The 10,784-nt window shown below is 56.0% G+C and carries 7 protein-coding genes; 1 reads left to right on the forward strand and 6 read right to left on the reverse strand.

All coding sequences use genetic code 11. The features are described 5' to 3' along the window. Positions 1–333: 333 nt before the first annotated feature. The 5 genes from AC1RVX_RS08930 to AC1RVX_RS08950 all read right to left on the reverse strand — a co-directional run bounded on the left by AC1RVX_RS08930 (position 334) and on the right by AC1RVX_RS08950 (position 7,773). The gene (locus AC1RVX_RS08930) at positions 334–1,746 is read right to left on the reverse strand and encodes an OmpP1/FadL family transporter (RefSeq protein ID WP_493216215.1); all 1,413 of its coding nucleotides are present in this window, start codon (positions 1,744–1,746) and stop codon (positions 334–336) included. A 252-nt stretch (positions 1,747–1,998) separates the two neighbouring features. Continuing rightward, a complete protein-coding gene (locus AC1RVX_RS08935) occupies positions 1,999–2,817 on the reverse strand; it encodes an oxidoreductase (RefSeq protein ID WP_493216216.1) in 819 nt (272 codons plus the stop codon). A 41-nt stretch (positions 2,818–2,858) separates the two neighbouring features. Continuing rightward, entirely contained in the window at positions 2,859–5,927 is a 3,069-nt protein-coding gene (locus AC1RVX_RS08940; protein ID WP_493216217.1) for an efflux RND transporter permease subunit, read from the reverse strand. Further along, the gene (locus tag AC1RVX_RS08945; protein WP_493216218.1) at positions 5,924–7,042 is read right to left on the reverse strand and encodes an efflux RND transporter periplasmic adaptor subunit; all 1,119 of its coding nucleotides are present in this window, start codon (positions 7,040–7,042) and stop codon (positions 5,924–5,926) included. Before AC1RVX_RS08945 ends, AC1RVX_RS08940 begins: the two co-directional genes overlap by 4 nt. Positions 7,043–7,125: 83 nt before the next feature. Then, a complete protein-coding gene (locus AC1RVX_RS08950) occupies positions 7,126–7,773 on the reverse strand; it encodes a TetR/AcrR family transcriptional regulator (RefSeq protein WP_493216219.1) in 648 nt (215 codons plus the stop codon). A gap of 389 nt (positions 7,774–8,162) precedes the next feature. Between AC1RVX_RS08950 and AC1RVX_RS08955 the strand changes: the two genes are divergently transcribed. Beyond that, entirely contained in the window at positions 8,163–9,623 is a 1,461-nt protein-coding gene (locus AC1RVX_RS08955; RefSeq protein WP_493216220.1) for an efflux transporter outer membrane subunit, read from the forward strand. A gap of 168 nt (positions 9,624–9,791) precedes the next feature. Here the strand turns inward: AC1RVX_RS08955 and AC1RVX_RS08960 are convergent, their stop codons facing one another. Beyond that, entirely contained in the window at positions 9,792–10,103 is a 312-nt protein-coding gene (locus tag AC1RVX_RS08960; RefSeq protein ID WP_493216221.1) for an MAPEG family protein, read from the reverse strand. Positions 10,104–10,784 lie beyond the last annotated feature (681 nt).

Here is a 10,784-nt window from a genome sequence, read left to right on the forward strand (position 1 = left end):
GTCAAAAAACGTGTATTCCATTCCCTCATCAATTAGGAACTGTTGCAAAATTAAGCTGGCCAGGCGTCATTGCCGGAAAGAGTACACCACAATTTCAGCAAATAGCTGCAACAGCATTTCGCCAAAACCTTCAAATAGGCAGGACTGACGCAAAACCGCCCCAGCTGCGTTTCAGCTGGGGCGGTTTTGTGTAAATCTATTAGTTCATCGCTGGCAAATCCCTTTCGGACCAGGGGTATATCAAGTTCGGCATCGTATCAATCCAGCAAGAGTTTCTTTGCCCATCGGCAATTCCATCTCCCTGCCCCTTCGGTACACCATTCACCGCCTGGCTCAGAACTTGTAGTTGTAAGCGACGCTGATCATATGCAGGCGGGTTTGCCAGGTCCCCTTGGTGAATTCCCCATTGCCGGTGCATCCACTGATCAAAGGCGAGCAAGAATTCTTGTAGCTGCCGTCCGCATCCTGAAAGTGCAGATAGGAATACGCCAAATCGACGGACGAGTTGTTGTTCAGCTTCCAGTTCGTACCAAACGACAGTTGCACACGGTCCGCATCAGGCAGGGCCGGGTGGCGCAGGGTGGTGCCCGCAACTGGTGACTGGTCGTACGCCAAACCGCCACGCAGGGTGAACTTTTCATCGAGCTTGTAGCTCGCTCCCGCCGAGAAGCGCCAGGTATTCTTCCAGTTCTGCAAGATCACCTCGTCGCCCTGCACGGTTCCGGGAAACTGGATGTTCAGGTTCGTCAAACGCGAGGTGCGTGTCCAGGTGGCATCACCCATCACGGCCCACTTCGGATCGATCTGCCGGAAACCGCTGATGGAGAAAGTCTCGGGCGTGTGGATATTCAGCAGCACAGCGGAGTTATTTTTGGCCGAATTGGCGGCAATGATCTTATTGACTACCGGATCAGTGGTGACGTTAAAGTCCCACACCGCACTGCCCTTCAGCTTGTGTGAGATTGAAGAACGGTAGGACAGGCCCAGGCGCGTGTTCTGGTCCAACTGGAACAGATAGCCCAGATTCCAGCCATAACCCCAGTCATCGCCATCCATGGAACCATGACCATCCTTGACGCTTGCGAGGACTGCCGGGTTGCCGCCAGATGCAACAATGCCACGTAGCAGTGCCGTTGCTGCTGGTGTGCCAGTCAGGGCGGCGATTGAACCTGGCACATCCACCCCCTGCCCCAGATTGGCCTTCATGAACTGGGCGTTAAGCCCGAAGCCGAAGGAATGCTGTTCATTCAGCTTGAAGCCGACAGACGGATTGAGGTTGACCGATTCCAGCTTCACATTGGTCAGTGCGTAACGGCCAGACCAGTTGTTGTCGTAATCCAGCTTGGTACCGTAAGGCACGAACAGGCCAAAGCCAGCAGCCCACTGGTCGTTGATTTTTTTGCTGACATACAGGGATGGTGCCGCCACCATGCCCGGCGTGTAACTATCCTGGGTAGTCAGCCCACCAGAACTGGTGCCGGTGAAGCGCCTGGAGCCGGTATCTGAGAAAGTCGAATGCGGTATGACGGCGGTCACGCCCACGACGATCTGGGTGCCATCCAGGTAGGTCAGGCCAGCCGGATTGGTGAAGATGGTGGAGGCGTCAGCCGCTTCGGCACCGTTGGCTTCAGCAGTACTTTGGGCCGACACACTTTGAGAGCCGAAGCGGTAGCCAGACGCATGGGAGGACAGGGATACAGCGCCCAAGGCGGCAGCAATGGTCAGGGTGAGGATTTTTGGGTTCAAGATATGGTCTCAGTTATTGTTAATAGGACTTACGCAAAACCGCCCCAGCTGCGTTGCAGCTCCTCTCCTAGGAGCCGCGTACTGTTCGTACTGTCTTCGTCGCTACGGTGTAGCTGGGGTTTCAGACAACACGTTGTCTGCCAACGAAACGAACCTCTCTTGCAAGAGAGGTTTCCTAAGGCGATAGCCTTGCTGGAACAATTTTGCGTAAGTCCTGGTTAATAGTTTAGGTAATTCAGGTAACGCAGTTTCTCAGCAAGATTTCCCGGTGAGTCCGAAGCTCTTCCGCAGACCTTTTTCAACGGGGCCAGCAGGCATGAAGCGGCGCAACCTGGCAAGAAGAGATGCCTCACCTTTGGGGGTATGACGCATCTTCCATGCACCGAGCGCGGCGTTGACAATCGTGATGGCAACGCCATCGGGCGCAGGTGCTTTTTGGACGTTGTTTTGGATAGCCTGGGAAACGATGCCAAGTTCTTTGCTGTAGTCAGGAATTCTGGAGATGGTCTGGGGTGCGTTGAGATCCAGGTTGGTTTTTGTAAAGGATGGTTCAACAAGCGCCACGCGGATGCCAAATTGACGTACCTCGTGATCCAGGGTCTCGGACAGTCCTTCAACGGCATGCTTGGAGGCCGAATAAAGTGCCATGTATGGAGCAGGCAAAAAACCCAGAACAGAGCTGACGTTGACGATGCGGCCAGAACGCTGCTCGCGCATGTGCGGCAGCACTGCCTTGATCGTGCGCAAGAGGCCGAAGAGGTTGGTGTCAAACAAGGTCTGCGCTTCAGCAATCGAGGTTTCTTCCGTCGCGCCGAGCAAAGTCACACCTGCACTGTTGACCAGCACATCGATGCGTTTGGCCTGATCGATGATGGTCTGGATACCGCGCTCAATCGACGCTTCGTCACGGATATCCATCTCAATAAGTGCAACGCCTGGTATTGCCTGCGCTTTTGCCGGGTTGCGCACGGTACCAAATACCCGGCAACCAAGCTTGGTAAATTTCTCCGCAGTGGCGCGCCCAATGCCTGATGACACGCCGGTAACAACGACAACTTTAGAATTCGACATGGTAGTTCCTTTTGTCTAAGTGAATGAGGACGGGCAGTACATCAGCTTTGCGATGGGCTTGGCCTGATCTTGAACCAGATGGAATACATCGCTGGCAAGAACACCAGGGTCAGAATTGTTCCCGCCAATGTACCGCCAATCAGCGTGTAGGCAAGCGTCCCCCAGAACACGGAATGGGTCAGCGGAATGAAGGCCAGTACCGCTGCCAATGCCGTCAGGACCACAGGCCGGGCACGCTGCACGGTGGCTTCGACAACGGCGCGGAAAGGTTCCAGCCCGGCCTCTTCATTTTCACGAATCTGCCCGATCAATATCAGCGTGTTGCGCATGAGGATGCCTGACAGCGCAATCAGGCCAACCAGCGCATTGATACCGAATGGTTGCTGGAACAAAAGCAGCGTCGGCACCACACCGATCAGCCCCAATGGACTGGTCAGGAACACCATGACCATTCCCGAGATTGAGCGGACCTGCAAGATGATGATGAGCAGCGTGAGCGCAATCATGATAGGGAACAGCGGTAGCATCGCCGTAGAAGCCTTACCGGCTTCTTCTATCGAGCCTGCCTGTTCAATCCGGTAACCCGAAGGAAGCTGGCTAATGACGGGCTGTAACTGCTTCATGATGGCGCTGGAAACGTCCGGCGGTTGCAGCCCTTCGGCGATGTCGCCGCGGACCGTGATGGTCGGTGTACGGTCACGACGGCGCAGAATGGGATCTTCCATGCGGACATTGACGGCACCTACCTGAGACAGGGGGATACGCTGCCCTGCCGAACCGACCAGCGTAAAGCCTGCGATCTTCGCTGGGTCGAGACGGATATTGCCAGCCGCGCGGCCAACCACCTGCACTGAACGGATATCTTCGCGTACCTCCGTCAGCGGTGCCCCGCTCAGCAGGAACTGCAACTGCAAGGCAACTGAACCAGAGCTCAGTCCAACAGCCTGAAGCCGGTCCTGGTCGAGCGTGAAGTGCAAGGCAGGTACACGCGGCCCCCAATCCGTGTTGACGGTGCGTAGCATTGGACTTGCGTGCATGATGCCCTCGACTTGCGCGGAGATCGCGCGCAGCTTGTCCGGGTCCGGCCCCATGACGCGGTAGGCCACGGGAAATGGCGAAGGGGGGCCAAACACAATCTGGGTAACGCGTACCCGTGCCTCGGGTGCCAGCCCGTCAGCCGCCGCCTGGCGCAATCTGAACTTGAGGGCTTCACGTTCTTTGTCATCACCCGTGAGCACCACGATCTTGGCAAACGAGGGATCAGGCAATTCAGGTGCCATCGCCAGGAAGAAGCGTGGAGCGCCCTGGCCGATGTAGGATGTCACGATTCTGGCCTCTTTCTGCTTCGCAAGCCAGGCTTCAACCTTTGCCGCCGCAGCACTGGTTTGCACTATGGAAGTGCCATACGGCATCTGCACTTCAACCAGCACTTCTGGTCGGTCAGATGTCGGGAAGAATTGCTTATTGACCAGCCCCATACCAGCGATAGCCAGCACAAACGTCCCGACGACCGCGCCGGCCACCAGCCATTTACGGGCGATGACGCGCCCCAGCACTTGCCGGAAGCGGTTGTAGTGACGGGTGTTGTAGATGGCTTCGTGCCCGCCTTCAACCTTCTTGATGTCTGGCAGCATCTTCACCCCCAGATAGGGTGTAAATGCGACTGCCACCACCCAGGACGCGATCAGGGCGATGCCGACGATCCAGAACATATTGCTGGTGTATTCACCCGCGGTGGAACGTGCGAATCCATTGGGCATGAAACCGATGGCGGTAACCAGCGTGCCGGACAGCATGGGGGCCGCTGTGTGGCTCCAGGCATAGGCAGACGCCGCCACGCGGCTATACCCTTCTTCCATCTTCACTACCATCATTTCGATGGCGATGATGGCATCGTCCACCAGCAGGCCCAGCGCCAAAATCAGCGAACCCAGCGTGATGCGGTCAAAGTTCTTGCCAGTGGCCGCCATGATGACGAACACGGCAGCCAGGGTCAGCGGTACAGCCGCTGCGACCACGATGCCGACGCGCCACCCCATGCTGATGAAGCAGACCACCAGCACGACGAGCAAGGCTACGAAAAACTTCATCATGAACTCGTCCACTGCCGAGCTGATGTTGACGGACTGATCAGTCACCTTGGTCAGGGACATTCCCAGCGGGAGGCTTCCGTTGATTTTGGTGATTTCCGCCTCAAGCGCCTTGCCGAGATCGAGCCCGTTCCAGTCGTCGCGCATCACAACGCCCAGCAGCAATGCCGGTTCGCCGTTGTTGCGGACCTGGAAGGTAGCCGGGTCTTCATAACCGCGTTCGACGGTCGCCACATCCGACAACTTCAGCGTCCGCCCCTGCACAGCAACCGGGGTCTGCCGGATCTTGTCCAGGTTGTCGAACGAACCGTCGACACGAAGGAAAACCTGTGGCCCCTTGGTCTCGATGGAACCGGCGGGGGTTAATACGTTTTGGCTGTTGAGCGCGGCGAAGATGTCTTGCGGTGTGACGCCTAGCGTGGCCAGGCGGTCGTGGGAGAAAGAGACGAAAATGCGTTCAGGTTGCTCGCCTATGATGTTGACCTTTTTCACGCCCGCAACGTGCAGCAGTTGCTGGCGCAGCGCTTCTGCATCGCGCACCAGCAAGCGCTGCTGTTCGCCCTTGGCTTTCAGGGCAAGCAGTGCAAACGTGACGTCGGCATACTCGTCGTTGACTATCGGTCCGATGACGCCGGCAGGCAGCTTTTTGGCCTCGTCTCCAAGCTTCTTGCGGGCCTGATAGAATTCCTCCCGAACCTCTGAAGGCGGCGTCGTGTCGAGCAAGGAAACCATGGTGAACGCCAGACCTGGACGTGTATAGGTTTCCGTGCGGTCATACCACCGCAATTCTTGCATGCGTTTTTCAAGTGGCTCAGCGACCTGATCCTGCATCTCCCTGGCCGTTGCTCCCGGCCACGCGGTGACGACAGTCATCTGCTTGATCGTGAACGGCGGGTCTTCTGCACGCCCGAGCTTGAAGAAAGCGAGAATGCCTGCTGCCGAGATCAAGAAGATCAGGAACAGCGTGATGGATCGCTCGCGCACGGCGAGCGCCGACAGGTTGAAACGACCTTCACTCATGGCGTCACTCCCGGCGTTGTGGCAGCGGCCTGGCTGGTCACCCGCACTTGCTCACCTTCGCGCAGCAAATGCGTGCCAAGTGCGACAATCCGGTCACCTTGCTTGAGTTGTCCGGTGACTCCGGTAATATAGCCGCCATCGTCATCCAGACGCTGAACCTTGACCGCACGCCAGGCAACCTTTGCCGGTTCACCTTCGATCACCCAGACTCCTGGCCCCTTGCCTGCATCAAACAGGGAAGCAATAGGTACACGTAGGCTGTCCTGTGCAACGGCAAGCCCATCCGGAATCTGAATGGTGACGGTAGCGCCCAATGGGGCATTGGACAGCTCGCCATCCAGCACATACCGCGCTTCAAAGGTGCGGGTTAGCCGGTCTGCCGTATCCGAGAGTTGCCTCAGTTTGGCCGGAACAGTAAGACCCTCTTTGCCAAAGAGCGTGGCCTGGCCAACTGAACCGACGGCAGGGCGCAAGGTTTCCGGTAACTGGATGATGGCTTCGCGATGTCCGGCACGAGCAACACGTACCACGACCTGGCCAGCGTTGACGACTTGGCCGGGTTCAACCAGGGTTTCCATGACGACGCCATCCGCATCGGCCAGCAATTCTGCATAGTGGCTGGCGTTACGCGCAACTTCTGCCTGGGCTTCGGTCGCGTTAAGCTGGGCTTTGGCGGCATCTGCCGCAGCCTTGATCTGGTCGTAGGCTGATGTCGATATCGCACCGGTTCCGCGCAAATCGCGGTAGCGGGCTTCATCCTCCGCCGTTTGCTGCGCCCGCGCCCGGGCGGCAGCCACCGTCTCTTGCTGGGCATGGGCCGCCAGCTTCAGATCAACAGGATCGATGCGCATAAGCACCTGCCCGCGCTTGACAGTTTGCCCAGTATCCACAAGGCGCTCCAGCACTTTGCCAGATACCCGGAAACCAAGATCGCTTTGTACCCGGGCGGCCACTGTGCCCGTGAAAGTACGTGATGCAGCGACCGCGCTCTGAACGGTAGCCACACGTACCAACGGCGCTTCGGTACGGGGGTCGGATTGCGGTTTTGCACTGCAAGCGACCAGCGCAAACGGCAATGCAGATATAAAAGCAGAAAAAACGAGGCGACGGAACATAGGAATCCCATATAGAACTGAACAGGATTCCTATTTTGGGACTAGTGACTAATTTTGTCAACAGTCACTTAAAATTTTCGTGTTTATGGTGAAAGGCTGCGCAACACCAGACTGGACAACTGAGCTGGTGCCTCATCAGTGGAATTCAGGCTGTACTGCAAGATCAGCGGATTAAGATAAGGGCGAATGACCAGGTAAATCGCTGCCGCCGTCTCATCGAGCGGGGTCTTGCGTTCAAACTCTTCGGTCTCGCGCCCCTGCCGCAAAATGTCTTGCAGCATGGCCTTGATGCGCTCCTCATAGATACGTACTGCCTCCCACTGTTCGGTAGCAGCCGAGGCCGCAATGTCATACAGCTTGCGGTCTTCAAAGAACAGGCGAAGGCTGGACTCGACGATAGTCTTGAACATGCGCCGGAATTTCTCTGGTGGATGCTTGACCCCGTCAATGGCAGTTCTGACATCTGTTTCAATCTCGCGCAGACAATTTGCGCAAATCAGTTCGCCAATGGCCTGCTTGGATTCGAAGAACTTATATATATAGGCTTTGGAAAAACCGATGGCCTTGGCAAGGTCAGAGACAGTGGTCTTTTCGTATCCATACAGGCGAAAGTGCCCGGTAGCCGCGACGATGATCTGATCCCGCACTTCATGATCGACCGGCCCCCGGGCTGTGCCCGGATGCGTGGCCGGCGTGGTAATTGTGGTAGTTGTGGTGGTTGTTTTGCTCATGCCTGATAGCTTACCCCTTAAATTTGATTTGCACAACATGTGACCATTTCATGATATAGTCACTATAACTCATTTCATAAATAGGGGTGAGATGCGTTTGCCTCATAACGTGGGCTGGCAAGGCGGACGAGGCAGTCAATAGCGGTGCTATTGACAACGAGTCGAATTGTTCACACCTTGCAGTCCAGCACGCGTTATGAGGCAAACCCTTCGGGAGCTGGCCGCATTTACACTTCGCGGGCGCATTGCTACGTTGCGCCGCTTGCTAAGGCACCAGCCTTAGCTACGCGTCACGCCTTGCACTGCATCCCGAATCGCCTTGCTCGCACTCATCCCTATTTATGAAATGAGTTCTAACTTCACCCTTTTTCACTTCACGGAAGATGCCCATGTCAATCAAACGCTCTCTCTTGATGTTCATCGCCACCGGTCTTGCAGCGGGTTGCGCTGTCGGACCGGATTACCATCAACCTGCCCCCTCAATGCCAGACCGCTACCTGGGTCAGACCGCGATTGAGCAGCGGCATGCAAAAGCCACCGCGGACTTCATCGCCTGGTGGGAAGGCTTTGGCGATCCACAACTAACCCGCTATGTAACACTGGCGCTGGCGCAAAATCTGGATCTTGCCCAGGCGTCCGCTCGTGTCGCCCAGGCGCGCGCAGGACTCGGGGCCGCGAATGCCGCACTGCTGCCTTCCGGCAATATCAGTGCCCAGGGCACACGTGCCTACCAATCGCTTGAAACGCCGCAAGGGCAAATCATGAATTCAAAGCCCAATTTCGATCGCCACGGCAACGCCTATGAGGCCGACCTCGGTGCAGGCTGGGAACTGGACGTATTCGGTGGTTTGCGTCGTGGCCGGGAAGCTGCACTTGCTGAATATCAGGCTTCTGAAGCGGGTGCCACGGCAACACAACTGGCGGTGGCAGCACAAACCGCCGATATCTATATTAGTATCCGCGGACTGCAAGCCCGCCTTGACATCGCTCGCAAACAAGTACAGACGCAACAAGATCTGCTCGCCACCGTCAATCTGCTATATAGCAAGGGACTGACGGCAGAACTTCAAGTACGCCAGGCCGAAGGTGCGCTGGCCCAAGTGCGGTCATCGGTACCTATCCTCGAAGCAGGCTTGGATACGGCCATGAATGCGCTGGATGTCATGCTAGGCAAACCACCCGGCACTTACCGGGTGGAACTTGCTCATACTGGCGCTATTCCGGCCGCCCCGCAAATTGCATCTAGCGGCTCGCCAGGTGATTTGCTCAGGCGCCGGCCCGATCTGATCGTGGCAGAACGCCGCCTGGCTGCATCGAACGCCCGTATCGGCATGGCGATTGCCGAGTACTATCCCAAGCTTTCGTTTAGCGGATTGATAGGCAGCGCGACATCGGTGTCTGGCAGCAACCTGTTCACCAGTGGCGCAAGTCAGGCAGCAGGTGTACTGGGTCTTCGCTGGCGTCTGTTCGACTTTGGCCGCATCAACGCACAGATTGATCTGGCCAAAGGGCAGGAAGCAGAAGCGCTGGCGGCTTATCGGCTCGCCGTGCTGCGAGCAACCGAAGATGTAGAAAACGCGTTCTCAGCCCTGGTCAAACGTGAGGATCAGGCTGACATACTCACCCAGGGTGTGGGCTCGCTCAGTCGGGCGAGAGGTGCCTCGTTTGCGGCATACCAGAAAGGGGTCGTCAGCCTGATCGAAGTCCTGCAAGCCGACGAAAACCTGCTACGTGCGACCGATATGCAAGCGCAAGCACAAACAGAATCAGCCCGCGCAGCAGTCGCCGCATTCAAGGCACTAGGCGGCGGTTGGCAACCCCGCCAATCCGAAGCGGTAGCAACGAGATAGCACCAGTACACATCAACGGCTACGAAGGAGAGTATATGAAACCTCACCATCTGCACTACTTCGTCGCCATCGCCAATGGATTACATTTCACCCATGCAGCCAAGCGCCTGCACATCGGGTAATAGCCGTTGGTGCGGGCCAAATCCCATTTGACCTGCACCACACGCCTCAATGCGACAACAACTGCAAGGCCACCATGGCCTGCGCCGCAAAACCTGAGAGAAAAGCCAGCGTACGTATCCAGGGTATGCCCAGGGTGTAAGTGACAGCGTGCACCAGCCGCGCCCAGAAATACAGCATGCTTGCAGTGGCAATCACCGCATTCGAAACGCCCATGGCATTTGCCAGGAAGATCAGCGTAGCAAACACCACCAGGTTTTCTACCGCATTGGCATGCGCCTTCATCAACCTTTGCGCCCATTTGGATTGCGGCTTGGTTTGCTCGTCATAACCCACTGTCGGCAACAACCCACGGGTCAATATGCGGTCTAGTGGACTGTAACAGTTGAAACAGAAGTGAATGGCGCGTGCCCGGCGATCAGGGCAAGGCAAGGTCAACAAATATGCGCAGCGATAGTGAGACTATCGCGAGCATTTGCAACACAGCCATGGTCGGCGCGCACGTGACAGGCACTCTGTTTTCAATTGTTACAGTCCACTAAATGTAGGGCACCCACAAAATACCGGTCAGTACCGTGGCATAGCAAAGGTAAAGCAGTTCTGGCTTCATTGTTGTCTCCGTATTTTTTATCACGTCGTCAGGTCAACTCGCCCGAATGCAACGCCCAGAGATTATGATGCCCTGCTTTATTTTTGTGCAACTATTTATATGGTTTTTATTTATTGAATAGAATCACGACCACTCCACAAAATACCCCCTTCGCACGCGGCGCGCGATTCTAGCAAATGACTATACAACACGACAATAGCTTGTCCAAAAAATATATATTCACATTTTTTAACAATATTTAAAAACTTCGGTTTATGATTATTCAAACGGCGCGAGATTGCGCTAACAATGAATATTGCCGTAGATAAACGAAGATGAAATACAGAAAAAAGCAGTTTGATGCAATTAAGGGCACTAATGAGTAATTCTGGCCCTTTGTTCCGCCCCGAAGTCACAGCAGCATTAAGTAGTCAATGGATGGGTTCCATCCG

It is taken from the genome of Undibacterium sp. GW821-FHT11B02 (assembly GCF_058808955.1).

Coding starts and splice junctions, on each gene's coding strand:
- AC1RVX_RS08955 (WP_493216220.1), top strand. CDS start 8,163: ATGTCAATCAAACGCTCTCTCTTGATGTTCATCGCCACCGGTCTTGCA.
- AC1RVX_RS08935 (WP_493216216.1), bottom strand. CDS start 2,817: ATGTCGAATTCTAAAGTTGTCGTTGTTACCGGCGTGTCATCAGGCATT.
- AC1RVX_RS08950 (WP_493216219.1), bottom strand. CDS start 7,773: ATGAGCAAAACAACCACCACAACTACCACAATTACCACGCCGGCCACG.
- AC1RVX_RS08940 (WP_493216217.1), bottom strand. CDS start 5,927: ATGAGTGAAGGTCGTTTCAACCTGTCGGCGCTCGCCGTGCGCGAGCGA.
- AC1RVX_RS08945 (WP_493216218.1), bottom strand. CDS start 7,042: ATGTTCCGTCGCCTCGTTTTTTCTGCTTTTATATCTGCATTGCCGTTT.